This window comes from Janibacter sp. Soil728, assembly GCF_001428305.1.
Lineage (GTDB): Bacteria > Actinomycetota > Actinomycetes > Actinomycetales > Dermatophilaceae > Janibacter.
This window is the reverse complement of the sequence record NZ_LMRZ01000006.1, coordinates 128,782-145,758: the sequence shown is the minus strand read 5'-3', so window position 1 is coordinate 145,758 and position 16,977 is coordinate 128,782. Positions and strand designations below refer to the sequence as shown.

The 16,977-nt window shown below is 69.6% G+C and carries 20 protein-coding genes; 11 read left to right on the top strand and 9 right to left on the bottom strand.

Annotated features, from left to right (window positions below):
* The first annotated feature begins 21 nt into the window (after nt 1-21).
* Genes hutU through hutI form a run of 3 tightly spaced genes read left to right on the top strand, consistent with a single transcriptional unit; the run spans nt 22 to nt 3,793 of the window.
* A complete protein-coding gene (gene hutU / locus ASG73_RS13925) occupies nt 22-1,707 on the top strand; it encodes a urocanate hydratase (RefSeq protein WP_442905392.1) in 1,686 nt (561 codons plus the stop codon).
* A gap of 2 nt (nt 1,708-1,709) precedes the next feature.
* Nucleotides 1,710-2,636, top strand: coding sequence for a formimidoylglutamase (gene hutG / locus ASG73_RS13920; RefSeq protein WP_055996457.1), 927 nt, complete (start codon nt 1,710-1,712; stop codon nt 2,634-2,636).
* Entirely contained in the window at nt 2,633-3,793 is a 1,161-nt protein-coding gene (gene hutI, locus ASG73_RS13915; RefSeq protein ID WP_055996454.1) for an imidazolonepropionase, read from the top strand. The genes hutG and hutI overlap by 4 nt, the downstream gene beginning before the upstream one ends.
* 30 nt (nt 3,794-3,823) lie before the next feature.
* On the opposite strand, the gene ASG73_RS13910 is transcribed toward hutI, so the two are convergent.
* The 4 genes from ASG73_RS13910 to ASG73_RS13895 form a co-directional block, all read right to left on the bottom strand.
* A complete protein-coding gene (locus tag ASG73_RS13910; RefSeq protein ID WP_156466305.1) occupies nt 3,824-4,294 on the bottom strand; it encodes a MaoC/PaaZ C-terminal domain-containing protein in 471 nt (156 codons plus the stop codon).
* An 87-nt stretch (nt 4,295-4,381) separates the two neighbouring features.
* Nucleotides 4,382-5,044, bottom strand: coding sequence for a mycothiol transferase (locus tag ASG73_RS13905; protein WP_082567265.1), 663 nt, complete (start codon nt 5,042-5,044; stop codon nt 4,382-4,384).
* Entirely contained in the window at nt 5,041-6,249 is a 1,209-nt protein-coding gene (locus ASG73_RS13900) for a DNA recombination protein RmuC (RefSeq protein WP_055996451.1), read from the bottom strand. The genes ASG73_RS13905 and ASG73_RS13900 overlap by 4 nt, the downstream gene beginning before the upstream one ends.
* 60 nt (nt 6,250-6,309) lie before the next feature.
* Nucleotides 6,310-8,184: an HNH endonuclease signature motif containing protein gene (locus ASG73_RS13895; RefSeq protein ID WP_156466304.1), complete on the bottom strand. Its 1,875-nt coding sequence runs from the start codon at nt 8,182-8,184 to the stop codon at nt 6,310-6,312.
* A 337-nt stretch (nt 8,185-8,521) separates the two neighbouring features.
* On the opposite strand from ASG73_RS13895, the gene ASG73_RS17625 reads away from it, so the two are divergent.
* The 7 genes from ASG73_RS17625 (at nt 8,522) to ASG73_RS13865 (ending at nt 12,695) form a co-directional block, all read left to right on the top strand.
* Nucleotides 8,522-8,680, top strand: coding sequence for a mycothiol transferase (locus ASG73_RS17625; RefSeq protein WP_156466340.1), 159 nt, complete (start codon nt 8,522-8,524; stop codon nt 8,678-8,680).
* A 25-nt stretch (nt 8,681-8,705) separates the two neighbouring features.
* Nucleotides 8,706-9,266 (top strand): NUDIX domain-containing protein, encoded by a 561-nt coding sequence (locus ASG73_RS13890; RefSeq protein WP_055996445.1) that lies wholly within the window; start codon nt 8,706-8,708, stop codon nt 9,264-9,266.
* Nucleotides 9,263-9,553: a hypothetical protein gene (locus tag ASG73_RS13885; protein WP_055996442.1), complete on the top strand. Its 291-nt coding sequence runs from the start codon at nt 9,263-9,265 to the stop codon at nt 9,551-9,553. The genes ASG73_RS13890 and ASG73_RS13885 overlap by 4 nt, the downstream gene beginning before the upstream one ends.
* Before the next feature lie 12 nt (nt 9,554-9,565).
* Nucleotides 9,566-10,651, top strand: a complete 1,086-nt coding sequence (ychF, locus tag ASG73_RS13880) for a redox-regulated ATPase YchF (protein WP_055996439.1) — start codon at nt 9,566-9,568, stop codon at nt 10,649-10,651.
* Between the two features lie 183 nt (nt 10,652-10,834).
* Nucleotides 10,835-11,320: a GNAT family N-acetyltransferase gene (locus tag ASG73_RS13875; RefSeq protein ID WP_235499465.1), complete on the top strand. Its 486-nt coding sequence runs from the start codon at nt 10,835-10,837 to the stop codon at nt 11,318-11,320.
* Between the two features lie 187 nt (nt 11,321-11,507).
* A complete protein-coding gene (locus ASG73_RS13870) occupies nt 11,508-12,026 on the top strand; it encodes a hypothetical protein (RefSeq protein ID WP_055996433.1) in 519 nt (172 codons plus the stop codon).
* A 144-nt stretch (nt 12,027-12,170) separates the two neighbouring features.
* The gene (locus ASG73_RS13865; protein ID WP_055996430.1) at nt 12,171-12,695 is read left to right on the top strand and encodes a hypothetical protein; all 525 of its coding nucleotides are present in this window, start codon (nt 12,171-12,173) and stop codon (nt 12,693-12,695) included.
* Nucleotides 12,696-12,735: 40 nt separating this feature from the next.
* Here ASG73_RS13865 and ASG73_RS13860 read toward each other — a convergent pair whose 3' ends face one another.
* From ASG73_RS13860 to ASG73_RS13845, 4 genes are all read right to left on the bottom strand, one after another.
* Nucleotides 12,736-13,416: a histone deacetylase gene (locus ASG73_RS13860; protein WP_235499464.1), complete on the bottom strand. Its 681-nt coding sequence runs from the start codon at nt 13,414-13,416 to the stop codon at nt 12,736-12,738.
* Nucleotides 13,417-13,470: 54 nt separating this feature from the next.
* Nucleotides 13,471-14,685 carry a N(5)-(carboxyethyl)ornithine synthase gene (locus tag ASG73_RS13855; protein ID WP_055996427.1) on the bottom strand — a complete coding sequence of 405 codons (1,215 nt, stop codon included), beginning with the start codon at nt 14,683-14,685 and terminating at the stop codon, nt 13,471-13,473.
* A gap of 89 nt (nt 14,686-14,774) precedes the next feature.
* Complete coding sequence (locus ASG73_RS13850; protein ID WP_055996424.1) at nt 14,775-14,984, bottom strand: dodecin; 210 nt, start codon at nt 14,982-14,984, stop codon at nt 14,775-14,777.
* A gap of 96 nt (nt 14,985-15,080) precedes the next feature.
* Nucleotides 15,081-16,211, bottom strand: coding sequence for a PLP-dependent cysteine synthase family protein (locus ASG73_RS13845; protein ID WP_055996421.1), 1,131 nt, complete (start codon nt 16,209-16,211; stop codon nt 15,081-15,083).
* Between the two features lie 61 nt (nt 16,212-16,272).
* Between ASG73_RS13845 and ASG73_RS13840 the strand changes: the two genes are divergently transcribed.
* Nucleotides 16,273-16,632: a zinc ribbon domain-containing protein YjdM gene (locus ASG73_RS13840; protein ID WP_082567263.1), complete on the top strand. Its 360-nt coding sequence runs from the start codon at nt 16,273-16,275 to the stop codon at nt 16,630-16,632.
* 52 nt (nt 16,633-16,684) lie between these two features.
* On the opposite strand, the gene ASG73_RS13835 is transcribed toward ASG73_RS13840, so the two are convergent.
* A complete protein-coding gene (locus ASG73_RS13835; protein ID WP_055996413.1) occupies nt 16,685-16,936 on the bottom strand; it encodes a hypothetical protein in 252 nt (83 codons plus the stop codon).
* Nucleotides 16,937-16,977 lie beyond the last annotated feature (41 nt).

The following is a 16,977-nucleotide window of genomic DNA, read 5'->3' as shown; positions in this document are numbered from 1 at the left end:
GAGAAGGAGAGTGTGATCACCATGGACGGAGCCCGTCCCGTGCGTGCCCCCCGAGGCACCGAGCTCAATGCCCGCAGCTGGCAGACCGAGGCGCCGCTGCGCATGCTGATGAACAACCTCGACCCGGAGGTGGCCGAGCGCCCTGACGACCTCGTCGTCTACGGCGGGACCGGACGCGCCGCGCGGTCGTGGGAGGCCTTCGACGCCATCGTCGCCACCCTCAAGGACCTGGAGGACGACGAGACCCTGCTCGTGCAGTCGGGCAAGCCCGTCGGCGTGCTGCGCACCAACCCGTGGGCGCCGCGGGTGCTCCTGGCCAACTCCAACCTCGTGGGTGACTGGGCCAACTGGCCCGAGTTCCGTCGGCTCGAGGCCGAGGGTTTGATGATGTACGGCCAGATGACGGCCGGGTCGTGGATCTACATCGCGACCCAGGGGATCCTGCAGGGCACCTACGAGACCTTCGCGGCGATCGCCCGCAAGCGGTTCGAGGGCACGCTCGCCGGGACCCTCACCCTCACCGGTGGGTGTGGCGGCATGGGCGGCGCCCAGCCGCTCGCGGTCACCCTCAACGGCGGCGCCTGCCTGATCGTCGACGTCGACGAGACCCGGCTGAAGCGCCGGCAGTCCAAGCGCTACCTCGACGAGGTCGAGACCGATCTCGACGTCGCCCTGGCCACGGTCATGGCGGCGAAGGGGGAGCGCCGCGCGCTGTCCGTCGGTCTCGTCGGCAATGCCGCAGAAGTCTTCCCCGAGATCCTGCGTCGTCATCGAGCCGGTGAGGTCACCGTCGACATCGTCACCGACCAGACGAGCGCGCACGACCCGCTGAGCTACCTCCCGGCGGAGATCGCGCTCGAGGACTGGACCCGTGAGGCCGAGGCCGACGAGGAGGGCTTCACCAAGAAGGCCCGCGAGTCGATGGCCGCGCAGGTCCAGGCCATGGTCGAGTTCCAGGACGAGGGCGCCGAGGTCTTCGACTACGGCAACAGCATCCGCGACGAGGCCCGCCACGCGGGCTACGGGCGGGCCTTCGAGTTCCCCGGCTTCGTCCCGGCGTACATCCGACCGCTCTTCTGCGAGGGCCTCGGCCCCTTCCGCTGGGTGGCCCTGTCGGGTGACCCGGAGGACATCGCGGTCACCGACGCCGCGCTCAAGGAGCTCTTCCCGGACAACGAGCACCTCCACCGTTGGCTCGATGCCGCGGCCGAGCTCGTCGACTTCGAGGGGCTGCCCGCCCGCATCTGCTGGCTCGGCTACGGCGAGCGGCAGAAGGCGGGTCTGCTCTTCAACGAGCTGGTCCGTGACGGCAAGGTCAAGGCGCCGATCGTCATCGGCCGCGACCATCTCGACTCCGGCTCCGTCGCCTCGCCCTACCGCGAGACCGAGGCCATGCTCGACGGCTCCGACGCGATCGCTGACTGGCCGCTGCTCAACGCACTCACCGCCGCCAGCTCGGGCGCGACCTGGGTGTCGATCCACCATGGCGGTGGGGTCGGCATCGGTCGCTCGATCCACGCCGGTCAGGTGGGTGTCGCGGACGGCACCGAGCTCGCCGCGCAGAAGCTCGAGCGACTGCTCACCAATGATCCGGGGATGGGCGTGCTGCGGCACGTCGACGCCGGCTACTCACGGGCCGCGCAGGTCGCCAAGGAGCGCGGTGTTCGCGTGCCGATGGAGCCGACGATCCGCGACGGGCAGGAGTGAGCATGGGCGCCCCCTTCGAGTGGAGTGGCCGGACCGACGGTGAGGGGTCGGCTCACCGTCGCTTCTTCCACACGGTCACCCGGCCGGGTGCCGGGACGCGTCCCGATGCTGCCCTCATCGGCTTTGCCAGCGACGAAGGGGTGCGCCGCAACAAGGGACGGGTCGGCGCGGCGCAGGGGCCCGGTGCCCTGCGCGCCGCCCTCGGCTCGCTCGCCGTCCACGAGGACCTCGTCGTCGTCGACCACGGCGACGTGAGCGTCGAAGCCGATGACCTCGAAGGGGGTCAGCGTCGCCTCGGCGAGGTGGTCGCGGCGGCCGCTGCCGACGGGGCGCTGACGGTGGTCCTCGGAGGCGGTCACGAGACGGCGTACGGAAGCCATCTCGGCCTCGGGCCGCGGCCGCGGATGGGCGTGCTCAACCTCGACGCGCACTTCGACCTGCGGGAGGCGGACGTGCCGACATCGGGCACACCCTTCCTGCAGATCGCGCGGGAACGCCGGGCCACCGGGGTCGACATGCGCTACGCGGTCGTCGGGATCAGCCGCACGAGCAACACGGGCGTGCTCTTCGAGACCGCTGAGTCCATCGGGGCGAGGTGGCTGCTCGACGACGACAGCCAGGAGGTCGGCGCCGCGGTCGGCTTCGTGCGGGGCTTCCTCGACGAGCTCGACGAGGTCTACCTGACGATCGACCTCGACGTGCTGCCGGCGGCGGTCGCGCCGGGAGTGAGCGCGCCTGCGGCACTGGGGGTTCCCCCCTTCGTCATCCAGGCGGTGTGCGATGTGGTCGTCGACAGCGGCAAGCTGATCCACCTCGATGTCACCGAGCTCAACCCGGGCCTGGACGTCGACCAGCGCACCGCCAAGGTCGCGGCCCGGCTCATCCATCGCGTCATCACCCGAGAGTCCGCACGGAGGCGCCGCGCATGAGCACGCTGGTCACCAACATCGGGGAACTCGTCACCTGCGACGGCACGGGCGAAGGGGGCGCCGGCGCGCGCTCCGACATGGCGCTCGTCGTCGTCGGCAACCGGATCGCGTGGGTCGGCGAGGCCTCGGTCGCGCCAGCCGCAGACTCCGTGATCGACGTCGAGGGACGTTGTGTCACACCCGGTTTCGTCGACAGCCACGCTCACCTCGTCTTCGCCGGTGACCGGTCGGCGGAGTTCGCCGCCCGGATGGCCGGGCAGGCCTACGACGGGGGAGGGATCGGCGTCTCGGTGGAGGCGACGCGGGCCGCCGACGACGACTGGCTGCGCACCGCGCTCGCGGCGCGGATCGCCGAGATGCGCGCCCAGGGCACGAGCACCGTCGAGGTGAAGTCCGGCTACGGGCTCACCGTCGCGGACGAGGTGCGAGCGCTGCGCCTGGCTGCCGAGGTGACCGACGAGGTCACTTATCTCGGCGCGCACGTCGTGCCGCCCGAGATGCGCGAGGACCGCGCCGCCTACGTCGACCTCGTGACGGGGGAGATGCTGAGCGCCTGTGCGCCGCATGCCCGTTGGATCGATGTCTTCTGCGAGCCGGCCTCGCCGCACGCCTTCACCGACGAGGAGTCTCGCGCAGTGCTGCTCGCCGGCCGGGCCGCGGGGCTCGGGCTGCGCGTCCACGGCAACCAGCTCGGCCACGGGCCCGGGGTGCAGCTGGCCTGCGAGCTCGGGGCCGCGAGCGTCGACCATTGCACGTACCTGTCGGCCGACGATGTCGATGCACTGGTGGGGGCGGCCGAGACGACGACCGCCACGCTGCTGCCGGGCGTGGAGTTCTCCACCCGCTCGCCCTACCCGGACGCGCGGGCGCTGCTCGATGCCGGTGTCTCGGTGGCGCTGGCCAGCGACTGCAACCCCGGGACCTGCTACTCCAGCTCGATCCCCTTCGTCATCGCGCTCGCCGTCCGCGAGATGGGGATGACCCCGAGCGAGGCCGTCGTCGCCGCGACCCGAGGCGGCGCGCGCGCCCTGCACCGTGACGACATCGGTCGTATCGAGGTCGGTGCGCGCGCCGACCTGACCGTGCTCGAGGCGCCCAACCACCTGCACCTGAGCTACCGGGCCGGGGTGCCGATCGCGCGGGTGCTGGAGGTCTGAGGGCGCGGGGTGAGGTCAGGCGGGGCGAGGTCAGGCGGGGCGGCAGCTGACCATGAGGCCGATGCTGCCTCGCTGGACCACGACACCTGTCTGGTTGCTCAGGACGAAGTCCCGCTCGAGGATGCCGGCGTCACCCGAGCTCGTGGCCCGCGCCCCGGTGATGTGGATGGCGCAGCTGACGCTGTCGCCGATCATGACCGGCGCCTCGAAGCGCCAGCCGTCGATGCCCAGCAGGGCGATGGAGCAGGCCTCGAAGACACCCAGCCGGGACGCCAGGCCCATGGCGACGGACAGCCCCAACACGCCGTGCGCGATCGGGTGGCCGAAACGCCCTTCGGCGGCCTGCACGGCATCCGTGTGGACCGGGTTGGTGTCCCAGCTCCACCCTGCGAAGGTCACCAGGTCCGTCTCGGTGATCGTGCGGGACTGCGTGCGGAACACCTGACCCACGGCGAAGTCCTCGAAGTACCAGCTGGCCGGCGATGGCATCTCCTGTGTCATGCGTCGATCATGGCGCACGGTCGCGGCCAGGCGAAGGGGCGGGCGGCCCCGGGTAGTTCCAGTATCGGAACGATCAACCCTGGGATCTCACCGGTCCCAGGGGGTGGCCCACTCCTCGTCGGGGTCCTCGCCGACGCGTCCGTCGACGGCCTCGCGCAGCAGGTCGGCGTGGCCGGTGTGGCGGCCGTACTCCTCTAGGAGATCGAGCAGCAGGCGGCGCAGGTTGGCATGCCCCAGGTCGGCGTGGCTCATGGCCACGCTGCCGTCGAGCCCGCCAGCGGCGATCGCGGCAGCGTGGCGCTCCCGGGCGAGGGTGACCGTGGAGTCGTAGAGGGCGTACAGCTCATCCGGTGAGCCGCTCGGCTCGAAGTGCGCCTCCCACCCCTCCTCGCTCTGCAGGGGCGACCACCGTGCATCGGGTGTGGAGCCGTCGAGGCGCTGCGTGGAGTAGTGGTCCTCGACGAAGGCGAGGTGGTGGAGCAGCCCACCCAGGCTGAGGGTCGACGCCCCGACGCGCTGTGCGAGCCCCGGGGCGTCGAGGCCGTCCGCCTTCCACCGGAAGGTGGCACGCTGCCGGTCGAGCGCCGCCACGATCTGCTCGGCGTCGGTGCCGGCCAAGGGCGGCTCCCATGAGGGCCAGTGCTCGGCCACTCCGGGGCCTTGGGCTGCGGTGTCCGTGTCCGTGCCGGTGTCGGTGCCGGTGTCGGTCTTGCTCTCGGGCTCCGGCTCGATGTCGGATGTCGGGCTCATGACGCCTCCTCGCGTCCGGGGTGCCGTCCATCCTGCCCCTGATGGGGTGGTTGCGTCAGCCCGAGATCGAGCTCGGGTCGTGCGTGGTCGACAGCGACGGCGTCGAGGAGCTCGGGTGCGGTGAGCGGCCGGGGAGCGGTCGTCACGGGCGCTACCTCGTCCAGCTCGTCGGGGCTGATCCCGATCTCGCTCATCCGTCGGGCGCTGACGAGCACGCGGGACTCGAGCGAGCCGACGAGCCGGTTGTAGTCCTCGACGGAGCGCTGCAGCGAGCGGCCCATCCTCGTGGCGTGCTCGCCGAGCGTCCCCAACCGCTCGTAGAGCTCACGCCCGATGGTGAGCAGTTCCTGGGCGTCGCGGGTGACCGACTCCTGCTGCCAGGCGTAGGCCACGGTGCGCAGCAGGGCGAGCAGGGTGCCGGGGGAGGCGATCACTACCCGCTCGGCCATCGCCTCCTCGTGCAGCCCGGGCGCGCGGGAGAGCGCGGAGGCGAGCGTCGCGTCGGACGGGACGAAGCACACGACCATCTCGGGCGACGGCTCGAAGGCGGTCCAGTAGGCCTTGCCCGCCAGCGCCGTCACGTGCGAGCGAAGGGAGGCAGCGTGCGCCTCGAGCAGGCGGTCGTGCTCGGACGGGTCGATCTCCTCGGCCTGGGCCTGCAGCCAGTGACTCATCGGTGCCTTGGCGTCGATGACGAGGTGCTTGCCGCCGGGCAGGTGGACGACGACGTCGGGGCGCACGTCGCGTCCGGTGGAGGCCGCGCCACGTGCCTGCTCCTCGAAGTCGCAGCGGGCGAGCATGCCGGACACCTCGAGCACCCGGCGCAGCTGCACCTCGCCCCAGGCGCCGCGCACGGAAGAGATGCGCAGGGACGAGGCCAGCGATGACGCCTCGCGCCCCACGCGGGTCGTGCAGTCCTCCACGCGGCCCAGTGCGTCGCGCACCGAGGCGTACTGGCTCACCCGGTCGCGCTCGAGCTGCTCGACCTTGGCCGAGACGCGACGCAGAGTCTCCCCGAGCGGGACGAGCGCGGCGGCGGTCCGGTCGTCGTCCTCGCTCGCGACCTCGTGGTCGTCGAGTCGCTCGCGCAGGCCGTCGCGTTCGGCCCGCAACCCCGCGACCTCGGCGCGGCCCGCGAGCCAAGCGACCAGTCCTGCGAGGAGGGCGCCGACCAGGAGTCCGATGAGCAGGCTCGTGATGTCCATGGAGCCACCCAACCAGCGATCACCGACAGGGCCCCGGATGACCACCGGTGGGTCTGACGCTCAGAAGGGGAACGGACCGATGAAGGGCGCCGGTGCCTTGGTCCCCGTGGACGGGGACGAGCCGGTCATCGCGACCACGGCTTCCATCGCGACCGCGGACTCCGGGTCATCGTTGGTCCCCGTGCCCGGGGACGAAGCACCCTCCACGTCCTCATCCTCGACGTCGTCGCCCTCGTTGGTCCCCGTGGGCGGGGACCAACCGGGCTCGTCCACCTCGTCGTCTGCGTCCACTGCGTGCGCAGGGAAGGTGAAGGCCACCGTGCCGCCGGGCGTGATCCACTCGGTCGACCCGTCGGAGTTGAGACGGTGGGTCCAGCGCGCGGAGTGCTTCACCCTGTGGTGGTGCCGGCACAGGTCCGACAGGTTGCCGGGCGTCGTCTCGCCCTCGGGCCACGGCGTGGCGTGATCGACGTCGGCCTGCCACCCGAGGCGCGTCGAGAGGGCGGGGCGCTCGCAGCCCCACATCCGGCACTTCCCGTCTCGGGTTGCCACGAACTCACGCTGCGCCTTGGGGATTGCGTAGCTGGTGGTCGAGGTCTCGAGGAGAGTGCCGGTGCGCGCGTCGAGCAGAGCCCGGCCCACCTTGGTGTCGAGTCGTCCCACGATGGCGGCGACCACGTCGGGTGGTACGAAGCCGACTCCGGGGATGGTCGTGCCGGACACCCACGGGGCACCGCCCTCATGGCTAGTCCTCGTGCCCACGTCGGCGCGGACCTGAGTGGTGACGTCCGGCATCCACTCCTCCGACAGCACGTCGACCTCGTCCGCCCCCGAACCGGTGACGATGCGGACCGTCTCCGTCGTCGCGCGCTCGTAGGTGACTCCCTCGCCGAGGAGCTCGCCGAGGATCGCTTCGTGGCGCTCGGTGTCGGCGGCAGCCCGGTCGGGGTGACACCCGGGGCAGGTCGGCCGCGCAGGGGCGAAGGTCAGCCGAGAGACCGCCGAGGCGATGACCGGGATGCCCAGCCGGACCTGTGCCTCGACCTCGACCCCGCGCAGCACCAGGTCGGCCAGACCCATCGCCCGTGCGGTGCCGAGCGGCATCGAGGGGTCGTCCTCGAGGCGGAGCTTGCCGGCCTCGTCGACGGCCGACTTCACCGCAGCACCCATCTCGCTCGGCAGCGTGGCCGTCAGACAACTCGTGCCGATCGGCCCCGGCTCGGACCGCACGTCCAGACGCGTTGCACGATTGGCATCTGCCCGGGCCTGCATGAGGTCGGGATCGAGCCGGGTGACGAGCCGACGGCAGGTCTTGGCGACCTCGTGCGGCTCCATGTCCGTGATCCGGATGGAGCCGGGCTGCCCGCGCTTGGCCCCGAGGAAGTGATCCACCATCGCCTGCGTCGTCTCCGGCTTGGTGTCGCGCGTGTGCTTGTGCACCTGCTCCAACGTCCGACGGCTGATCCTGCCGCTCGCCAGGAGTGTGGTCAGGGCTGCGAGGTCCGTGGCGGCGCGTGCCGCGAGCCTGCAGCGTCGGTCGGCCTCGGTCGGTCCCACCCCGATGGCGAGGGCCAGGGCGTCCGGGGCCATCTCGGCGACCTGGCCCTCTGCCAGCCGCTCATCGCGGTAGATCCCGTCGGAGCACCTCTGCTCACCGTGCCGGTTGAGCTCGGCGACGAGCGTCAGCTCCATCGCGTCGACCGCCCGGCGCGCGGCCTCGGTCGCGCGCAAGGACGCCTCGAGCTCCTGATCGTCGATCGCAGACGGCGCGTCCAGCGCCCGGCTCCGGGCCCCTCCCACGAGAGCCAGCACCCGGCCCATGACCTCCGCGACCGGCGCCACCCGGGCGACACAATGCTCCTCCACCGACTCCAGCCCTACCGGATCCAGCCCCGCCGACTCCAGCCCTACCTGTACCGCGTTGATGACCTCCACGTCATCCCCCTTCGTCCTCATCGACGACCCATGACTCATCCTCTCGCCGAGCACTGACAACGCTCGTGGCGTTGACGCGACTCGCAGGCCGCAGGATCGTGGGTGCATGAGAGTGACCCCACGCGCGCAGGCGCTCATCGGTGACGACGGTAGGGAACCTCGACTCCCTTCGCCCGGTAGGTGACGAGCGACAGCTGCTCTGAACTTCATCCCGTGGCAGCGCGCACGAGACCCTCGAGGAAGAATGCGCGGGCCTGACCCCGGAGCAGCTCGCCACCCGAGCCGCTGAGCCGTCGACCCCGTCCCTCCTCGGGCTGAGTGCGCCTCCTCCGACGAGATCCTCGCCGCGCACGCGCTGGACGACACCTTCGACGACAACGGGGGCGACACCTGGAGCGTCCGCGCCCTCATGCTGCACATGATCGAGGAGTACGCGCGCCACCTCGGCCACGCCGACCTCCTGCGGGAGCGGGTCGACGGACGGCTCGGTGCGTGACAGGGGCCGCGGGTAGCCTCGAACCATGCCGACAGACGAGCCGCACGAGGACGAGGTCAAGGCTTCGACCCCCCGTCCCAACCTCGCCACGGAGGCTGGGCGCAGCGCCTTCATCAAGGTCCTCAACGCCCGCATGCCCAAGAAGCGCCTGATCGCCCAAGGCGTCCTGCGCACCGAGGGGGAGCGCATCGCCCTGTGCCAGCTGACCTACAAGAAGGACTGGGACCTGCCCGGCGGCATCGTCGATCCGGGGGAGTCGCCGGCCCACTGCGTCGTGCGTGAGGTCAAGGAGGAGCTCGGCCTCGACGTCGTCGTGCAGGGCATGCTCGCCGTCAACTGGCTGCCGCCCTACCGCGGCTGGGACGACGCTCTCTTGTGCCTCTTCGACCTCGGCCACGTCCCCGAGGACGCCCTGGCTGGCGTCACCCTGCAGACGCGGGAGATCAGGGCCGTGCACTGGGCCGATGCCGCCACCGTGGCGGAGCACGTCGCGCCGTACACCGCCCGGATGATCGCCGAGCTGGACATGGGCACGCGCGAGGGGACCGCCTACCTCGAGAACTCCGCGCCGCGGGACGGCCTGTGAGCGACCTGCTTCCGGAGAAGCTGCCGAGGCGTCGCCCGACCCGCGGGGTCATGCTGTGGTCGATGTGGGGGCGGGAGACCGTCAAAGACTTTGCCCTGCTGTTCGCCGCGATCCCGGTGCTGGCCACCCTGATGTACGTGCCGGTGGTGGCAACGACCGGGGGCTCGTGGGTGCGCCTGCTGGGGCTGCTCGTGCTCTTCGTCGCGATCTGGTGGTCAGCGCGTTTCCTGCTCCGTCGGTGGGTGGTCGCCGGGGACCGAGGTGGGGATCTCCCTTCGCCCGGTTAGACTCTTGTCCCCGTGGCACTCTCCATCGGAATCGTCGGTCTCCCCAACGTCGGCAAGTCGACGATGTTCAACGCGCTGACCAAGAACAATGTCCTGGCCGCGAACTACCCCTTCGCGACCATCGAGCCGAATGTCGGCGTCGTCCCGCTGCCGGATGTCCGGCTGAAGCGGCTCGCCGAGATCCACGGCAGCGAGAAGATCCTCCCCGCGACGGTGTCCTTCGTCGACATCGCCGGCATCGTCCGTGGTGCGAGCGAAGGGGAGGGGCTGGGCAACAAGTTCCTCGCCAACATCCGCGAGTCGGACGCGATCTGCCAGGTGGTGCGCGCCTTCGTCGACGACGACGTGACGCACGTCGACGGTCGCATCGACCCGGCCTCCGACATGGAGACCATCAACACCGAGCTCGTGCTCGCTGACCTGCAGACCCTCGAGAGCGCCATCCCGCGCCTGGAGAAGGAGCTCAAGGGCAAGAAGATCGACAAGGCCGTCCTCGACGCGGCCGTCGCTGCCCGCGAGGTGCTCGAGGCGGGCGACACCCTCTCTGCGAAGGGAGCCGCAGCCGGCATCGACATGGAGATCGCCGCCGGACTGGGCCTGCTCACCACCAAGCCCTTCATCTACGTCTTCAACGTCGACGAGGACCAGCTGACCGACACCGACCTGCAGGCGAAGATGCAGGCGCTCGTCGAGCCGGCCGAGGCGATCTTCCTCAACGCCAAGCTCGAGTCCGAGGTCGCCGAGCTCGAGGACGACGAGGCGCGCGAGCTGCTCGAGTCCGTCGGCATCGACGAGCCGGGCCTGGACCAGCTGGCGCGCAAGGGCTTCAACACCCTCGGCCTGCAGACCTACCTGACCGCCGGTCCCAAGGAGTCGCGCGCGTGGACGATCCACCGCGGCGACAAGGCTCCTCAGGCCGCGGGCGTCATCCACACCGACTTCGAGCGCGGCTTCATCAAGGCCGAGGTCGTCTCCTTCGATGACCTCGATGCGCTCGGCTCGATGGCCGATGCCAAGGCTGCCGGCAAGGTGCGCATGGAGGGCAAGGAGTACGTCATGGTCGACGGCGACGTGGTGGAGTTCCGCTTCAACGTGTAAGAGCACTGGTCACGCGCAGTTTTCGGCGGGAGTGGCAGTGCCGTACATTTCCGGTTCAACGTCTTAGGCACGAGCTGGATGAGCTCCAGAATTGAGCCCTCAGGTCGATGCTGATGTCGTTGATTCAAGCTGAACTTCGGAGACATGCAGATGGAAGCACGGTTAATCGGTCCGAGTCAGTCCATGGCTGTACAGCGCATCATGGAATCCAACGCTGAGTATTCACGTCGCGTCGAGGGGGCTGTGCCGACGCCCGCCGCTGCAGACGGAGTCCTGTCGGCGCTGCCGCCGGCGGTGCCGATCTCGCACAAGGTTGATCTCGGGTTGTGGAATGGTCAGGAACTCGTCGCCTTTGCGGACGTGATCCTCGGATGGCCCACCGCGTCTGTCGCTCACATCGGCCTGCTGATGACGGACGGTGCTCGTCAGGGTGAAGGCCTCGGCCGCATGATGCACGACGCAGTGGTCGACCTGGCTGGCCGGAGGCCAGGCATCAAGTCGCTCCGGCTGGCGATCGTTGATACCAATGCCGATCTGGCCGCACCGTTCTGGACGAAGCTTGGCTACGAGCCCACCGGTGAAGCGGTGCCGTACGTTTCTGGGAGTGTGCAGTCGACCGCTCGAATCTGGGTGCGGCCGGTGGCTGTCGCCCAGGTGCTTCACGAGTGACGAAGCTCGGTGGAGTTCCGCTTCAACGTCTGAGTTCTGACTCCTCGACGCCACCGCCGAGCGAGGAAGCAGGTTCGGCTGTGGCGATGCGTTAGACTACGACCGATGTAGCGCGTATAACCGTCAGATCCAGCGCCCATCCCAGATTCTTGGGAGGGGCGCTTTTTCGTGTTCAGAGAGAAGTTTTATGAGCGACCACCACAAGTTCGGCACCCATCTTCCGCGGTCGGGACGAGAGTCACTGCTCTTCGTGCTCATGATCTCGTTGCTCTCGGTGAACATCATCCCCGTGATCATCACAGGGCTGAGCATCGGCTTCACGCTCGACATGTGGGTGGGGGTGCTGCGAGTGCTCCCGCTGCTGTGGGTCGTCGTCATTGCGGTCGTCATGCTGACTCGCCAACCCGCGATGTGGCTGACAGGCCGTCTCGTCCGCACGGGCGACAGCTTCCGTGCGCACATCCTGGCGGACACGCTGTGCAGCGTCCTGCTGATCTCCGTGATCCTCACGGTCGTCGGACCCTGGATCGGAAACTGGAGCGTGACGACCGAGTCCTTGGTGCACTTCTTCGAGAACTGGCCGCGCAACTTCATGATCGCGTTCGTGGTCGAGGCGCTCCTGGCGCAGCCCGTCGCCCGATTGGTCATGCGTGGCCACCACCACCGCGTCGACCAGCGAGGCGCAGCGGTAGTCCAGGCGGCGTGAACGAAGCTCCCCGCGTCGGCGGCATGGGAGCCGTCCCACTGAGCCCGCTCTGGGCCGATCCACAAGGCCTGTGGGGGGCGTGGGGTTGTCCCCAGGGCTCGCCGTGGAGGCACAACGCGCGAGCCCTGTGGCCACGCTGTCGGGATGGGAATCCGCTACTACGCCTACGCCTTCGACCACGATCAGACCGAGCAGGCGCTCGCCGATCCATGCACTGTCCTCTCCGCTGACCCGCTGGCGGATGCCTGGGGTGCGCCCCACGGCTTCACCTGCGCGACACCGTCCTTCCAGCAGAGCGTGCCGCATCGAGACATGCTCTACCTCGACAAGGCGTGGGGCCATCTGCAGGCACTCACGGCTTCCGTGGACGAAGGGGGAGCCTCGCGTCCTCGCCCGTCGCACCGCATGTTCGAGGGCCAGGTGGTCATGACGGGCGCGGGCTGGGAGCCCTGGGTGCGGACTCTTGTCCCCGCGGAGATCCCGGCGATCGCACGCGACGCGGCCTCCATCACCGATGGTGACGCGGATCGGCAGCTCCGAGGTGTCCTGCGGCGCTGCGACGAGCCCGAGAGCGAAGTCGCCTACGCACTCTCCTACCTGCACAGAGCGCAGACCTTCGTCGACGGCCTCGCCGCCGATGGGCGGGGCATGGTCTACCTGATCGGCTGACCGTCGACGACGCGCCGTCGGAGGAGGAGCCCGCGACCGGTTACCAGGGGCCGCCGGCGAAGTCGGGGTCCTCTGTCATCCGGTCCAGCGCTGCACGGTCGTGCGAAGGGGGAGCTGTGAGGCCCCCGTCGCCCTCACCGCGGATGACGGTGGCGAAGTACTCGGCGATCTGCTCCTCGTCCCACCCGTGCGCCTCGCGCAGACCTTCGGCGAGCATCGCGAGGTAGGCGGGACGCGGAGCCGTGTGGGGTACCGAGGTCAGTCCGTGGGGAGCGGTGAAGGTCAGCATCGGCAGACCGTCGTGCCGGCCCACCTCGATCAGGGTCTCGTAGACGCCCGGGCCTGCCTGGTGGCGGGCACCGTCCAGGCCGTTGAGGAGCACGGCCTCGAGAGGGTCGCCCGGGTCGGGGATGCGGTGCATCTCCTGGGCCGCGATGTCGACGAACTGGCTGACGGTGACCCGGTAGGCGCGGGCCGCGGTAGCGCCGGGGGAGTCGTGGTCGTAGAAGGCGACCCCGCCGCCCCACGTGCGCGACTCGCCCGCGAAGTACAGGCTGCCGGGGAGGGTGACGGCCATGTCAGCGAGAGGCATCGTCGTGTCACGTGCACCGACATAGGTCACCGCTGAGCCGGGCGGTCGGCCCCCTTCGATGTAGGAGCCGAGCCGCCGACGGGACATGTTGGAGCCGTAGGACACGTACCAGAGGTCTGTCGTACTCATCGCGTCCATTGTCCCCCAGCCCGGTGATCGCGGCGTGCGGTTCCCGACGCGGCGTCAGGACACCTGGGCAGTCCTGGCGTGGGGGTAGTCGGTCTCGCGACCCTGGAACTCCAGGATGGCCGGGTTCTTGATGACTCCGTCGTGGATCTCGATCGCACGGGAGATGGTCAGGTTCTGCGCCCAGGCGGAGGGTCCTTCCATCACCGGGCGGAGGAAGTGCAGGAGTGCCTCGCTGATCTCCCAGGTGGCGGAGTTCCACAGGTACGACGGGCTGTGGTCGACGGCGTAGTAGTTCACTCCCTGCCCGACGACGAACATCGGGTCCTCGAACTCCGTGGGCCGCGCCCACTCGAACCCCATCCCCTCGTCGCAGGAGACGTCGATGATCAGGCTGCCCGGGGGGAACTCCTCCAGGTCCTCGGTCCTCAGGTAGGTCATCGGTGCCAGCGGGTCCTGGAGCGTGCAGTTGATGACGATGTCGTGCGACGCGAGGAAGGTCGGGAGCAGGACCTCGCCCTCGTCCGTGGTCACGGTGCTGAGGTGGGTCGGGCCGTCGCCGGTGTGCAGCTGGGTGATGTGCGCGCTGTGGATCGGCGAGCCGACCGCTGAGGCGCCTCGCTGCGTGAGGACCTGGATGTTGTGGATCCCGTGGGCCTTGAGCGCGGTGACCGCGCCGCGCGCAGTGGCCCCGAAGCCGATGACGACCGCACTCAACCGCGGTCCGTAGTCACCCGTCGACCCGCGAAGGCTCAATGCGTGCACGACCGAGCAGTAGCCGGCCAGCTCGTTGTTCTTGTGGAGCACGTGCAGGCTGAAGTCTCCCTGGCGGCTCCAGTGGTTCATGGCCTCGAAGGCGATGAGCGTGAGCCGGCGGTCGATCGCGGTCTGGGTCATCTGCGCGTCCTGCACGCAGTGCGGCCACCCCCACAGGACCCGCCCCTGCGGGATCGCGATGACGTCTGCCGCTTGTGGCTTGGGCAGCAGCAGGACGTCCGCGGACTCGATCACCTCGGTGCGATCCGCGACTCGTCCCACGCGTGACTCGATGTACCCGGGCTCCAGCTGGAAGTCCGCGGCGTACCCGCGCTCCACGATCATCTTGGCTCGCAGGTCGGGGTCGATCCGGTCCAGGTGGTGAGGATGCAGCGGAAGTCGTCGCTCGTTCTCCATCGACGATCCGGCGAGCAGGCCGAGGGTGAGGAGCGAGCTCGCAGCGGTAGTGCCTGACGAAGGGGGGACAGCTGCAGAGTGTTGAGCGGTGCCGGACATCCGGACTCCCATGGTTGGGGAACCCGAGTCAGCTCCTGCTCGGACTGTACGCCCACCGTCGTCGCGCCCTGACCGGACGCCGGCTCGGCTCAGGCGTCGTGGCGGAAGCCCAGCTTGATCGTCACCTGCCAGTCGGCGACGGCGTCACCCGTGACGTGTCCGCGGATCGACTGCACCTCGAACCAGTCGAGATTGCGCAGCGTCTCCGACGCCTCGGCGATCGCATTGTTGACGGCCGCCTCGACCCCGTCGGGAGAGGTGCCGACGATCTCGGTGATGTTGTAGGTCCTGTTTGCCATGTCAGCCTCCGAGTCGACCCGGCGCCGTTGCCGGGTGGTTCCTCACGCTAGCGGAGGCCGGCATCCGGGTCACGGGTCAGTTGGCGCCGGGCTGCCTCAGCGCAGCAGGCCGGTGCGCATGAACTCACCAAGCCGCGCTCGGTAGGGCTCGATGTCGATGCCGTTGTCCGCCAACCACGTCGCCGAGTAGTACTTGTCGAGGTAGCGCTCGCCCGGGTCGCAGATCAACGAGACGATGCTCCCCTTCGTCCCTGACGCGACCATCTCGGAGACGATGCGCAGCGCGGCCCACAGGCTGGTCCCCGTGGAGGCGCCCGCTCGCGTACCGAGGAGCTGCTCCAGCAGCAGGACCGAGGCGATCGAGGCAGCGTCCGGCACGCGCATCATCCGGTCGATGCTCGTCGCGATGAAGCTGGACTCGACCCGCTGCCGCCCGATGCCCTCGATGCGCGAGCCGACCGCCGTCGTGACGCCCGGGTCGTGGTCGCGCCACCCGAGGAAGAAGGCGGAGTTCTCCGGGTCCGCGACGCAGATGCCCGTCGAGCGTCCGGTGTAGCGGACGTACCGCGCGAGAGTCGCCGAGGTGCCACCGGTGCCGGCCGTCGCGACGATCCACGCTGGCTCGGGGTGGGGCTCCATCGACATCTGCTCGAAGATCGACTCGGCGATGTTGTTGTTGCCGCGCCAGTCCGTGGCCTGCTCGGCGTAGGTGAACTGGTCCATGTAGTGGCCGCCGGTCTCCTCGGCGAGTGCCGCGGCGACCGCGTAGACCTCGTGGGCGTTGTCGACGAAGTGGCAGGTCCCGCCGTGGAACTCGATGAGGTCCACCTTCTGCCGGCTCGTCGATCGCGCCATCACCGCATAGAAGGGGACACCGATCAGCGAGGCGAAGTAGGCCTCGGACACGGCCGTCGACCCGCTGGACGCCTCGACGACCGGCCTGCCCGGGTGGATCCACCCGTTGCACAGGGCATGGAGGAAGAGGGAACGCGCCAGGCGGTGCTTCAGCGAACCGGTCGGGTGCACCGACTCGTCCTTGAGGTAGAGGTCCACGCCCCACTGCGCGGGGAGCGGCACCCGGACCAGGTGGGTGTCCGCCGAGCGGTTGGCGTCGCTGCGCACCTTGCGGATCGCCGTCTCGAGCCACTGGCGGTAGTCCGGGTCGTAGCGGTTGACGTCCTCCTCGGCCGCGACGGTGGGCGTGGGGGGAGCGGTGTGACTGGCCATGCTCCTACGATGTCACCCGGTCGCAGCCCGCGTCCGTGTGACCGCTCTTTCAGTGAGGACCATGTCGATGTCCGACGACCAGCTCCCCCCGTGCCCCGAGTGCGCCAGCGACCTCACCTACGAGAGCGGCGGGTTCCTCACCTGCCCGATGTGCGCCCACGAGTGGACGGCGGACGCGGAGGACGCCGACGCCGAGCCGGTCACGCGCGACGCGGTCGGCAACCCGTTGGTCGACGGGGACACCGTGACGATCGTCAAGAGCCTCAAGGTCAAGGGCTCGGGCGGCGGTTCGCTCAAGATCGGCACCAAGGTCAGTGGCATCCGGATGATCCCCGACAGCGGCGACGGCCACGACATCGAGGCGAAGGTCGCCGGATTCGGCGAGATCCTGCTCAAGTCCAGCGTCGTCAAGAAGGCCTGACACCGGGAGAGTGGTCCGGTCCTCGACGGGCTGGCTGCAGCAGCCGGTCCCGTCATGGGCGCGGTGGCTCGGAGTCCTGGGCTGCGACGTGCTTGGCGATCTCCCGGGTCGACACCACCTGGAAGACCAGGACCATCACGACGACCGCGAGCGCGACGGCGCCCCACGTGCTGCCGCCTCGCCAGAGACTCACGCCCCAGGCCGCACCCACCAGAGCCAGGACGGCCATGATCGCCATGATCGGCGTCGCCCGCTGGGCCACCCACCGCTGCGAGTCCGTCGGTGCGTCGCGAGGAGTGTCCATGCGCCGAATCTACGTGGCGGTGCACGACACCTCGGGTGTCG

Excerpts from the sequence above, each read along its gene's own strand:
- hutI (WP_055996454.1), top strand. The coding sequence starts at position 2,633 with ATGAGCACGCTGGTCACCAACATCGGGGAACTCGTCACCTGCGACGGC.
- ASG73_RS13900 (WP_055996451.1), bottom strand. The coding sequence starts at position 6,249 with ATGGACATCACGAGCCTGCTCATCGGACTCCTGGTCGGCGCCCTCCTC.
- ASG73_RS13850 (WP_055996424.1), bottom strand. The coding sequence starts at position 14,984 with ATGGCAAACAGGACCTACAACATCACCGAGATCGTCGGCACCTCTCCC.
- ASG73_RS13865 (WP_055996430.1), top strand. The coding sequence starts at position 12,171 with ATGGGAATCCGCTACTACGCCTACGCCTTCGACCACGATCAGACCGAG.
- ASG73_RS13840 (WP_082567263.1), top strand. The coding sequence starts at position 16,273 with ATGTCGATGTCCGACGACCAGCTCCCCCCGTGCCCCGAGTGCGCCAGC.
- hutG (WP_055996457.1), top strand. The coding sequence starts at position 1,710 with ATGGGCGCCCCCTTCGAGTGGAGTGGCCGGACCGACGGTGAGGGGTCG.
- hutU (WP_442905392.1), top strand. The coding sequence starts at position 22 with ATGGACGGAGCCCGTCCCGTGCGTGCCCCCCGAGGCACCGAGCTCAAT.
- ASG73_RS13845 (WP_055996421.1), bottom strand. The coding sequence starts at position 16,211 with ATGGCCAGTCACACCGCTCCCCCCACGCCCACCGTCGCGGCCGAGGAG.
- ASG73_RS13860 (WP_235499464.1), bottom strand. The coding sequence starts at position 13,416 with ATGAGTACGACAGACCTCTGGTACGTGTCCTACGGCTCCAACATGTCC.
- ASG73_RS13890 (WP_055996445.1), top strand. The coding sequence starts at position 8,706 with ATGCCGACAGACGAGCCGCACGAGGACGAGGTCAAGGCTTCGACCCCC.
- ASG73_RS13870 (WP_055996433.1), top strand. The coding sequence starts at position 11,508 with ATGAGCGACCACCACAAGTTCGGCACCCATCTTCCGCGGTCGGGACGA.
- ASG73_RS13905 (WP_082567265.1), bottom strand. The coding sequence starts at position 5,044 with ATGAGCCCGACATCCGACATCGAGCCGGAGCCCGAGAGCAAGACCGAC.
- ASG73_RS13875 (WP_235499465.1), top strand. The coding sequence starts at position 10,835 with ATGGCTGTACAGCGCATCATGGAATCCAACGCTGAGTATTCACGTCGC.
- ASG73_RS13835 (WP_055996413.1), bottom strand. The coding sequence starts at position 16,936 with ATGGACACTCCTCGCGACGCACCGACGGACTCGCAGCGGTGGGTGGCC.
- ASG73_RS13855 (WP_055996427.1), bottom strand. The coding sequence starts at position 14,685 with ATGTCCGGCACCGCTCAACACTCTGCAGCTGTCCCCCCTTCGTCAGGC.
- ASG73_RS13910 (WP_156466305.1), bottom strand. The coding sequence starts at position 4,294 with ATGACACAGGAGATGCCATCGCCGGCCAGCTGGTACTTCGAGGACTTC.